The following is a 230-nucleotide window of genomic DNA, read 5'->3' as shown; positions in this document are numbered from 1 at the left end:
GCTCGTGGTGCGTGTTCGGGAGCTGGAAATGTGTATCATCGACAGGGCCTGCTCGTTGAGCTGGAAGTGGGTGTCACTCCCTYCYTCKTCGCACAGGCGYTGAMYAAAGTGCAGGTCACTCTCGTCGTACTGCACGCAGTAGTCGCGCTTGGGGTAGACGCTGGGGCCGAACTGGAATTTGTAGGCACGTCTCTTGGGGACACCCCGGGGCCCACGTGAAGAATTGAGCG

General features: G+C 59.8%; 1 protein-coding gene. It reads right to left on the bottom strand.

Annotated elements, in window-relative coordinates; all coding sequences use genetic code 11:
• On the bottom strand, nucleotides 1-230 hold a 230-nt coding region (locus ACQ4LH_RS21790), incomplete at both ends, for a contractile injection system protein, VgrG/Pvc8 family (protein ID WP_430699010.1).

Origin of the sequence: Pseudomonas peli, from assembly GCF_050563605.1 — a bacterium.
Taxonomy (GTDB): domain Bacteria; phylum Pseudomonadota; class Gammaproteobacteria; order Pseudomonadales; family Pseudomonadaceae; genus Aquipseudomonas; species Aquipseudomonas peli_A.
This window is presented reverse-complemented; position numbering and strand designations above follow the sequence as displayed.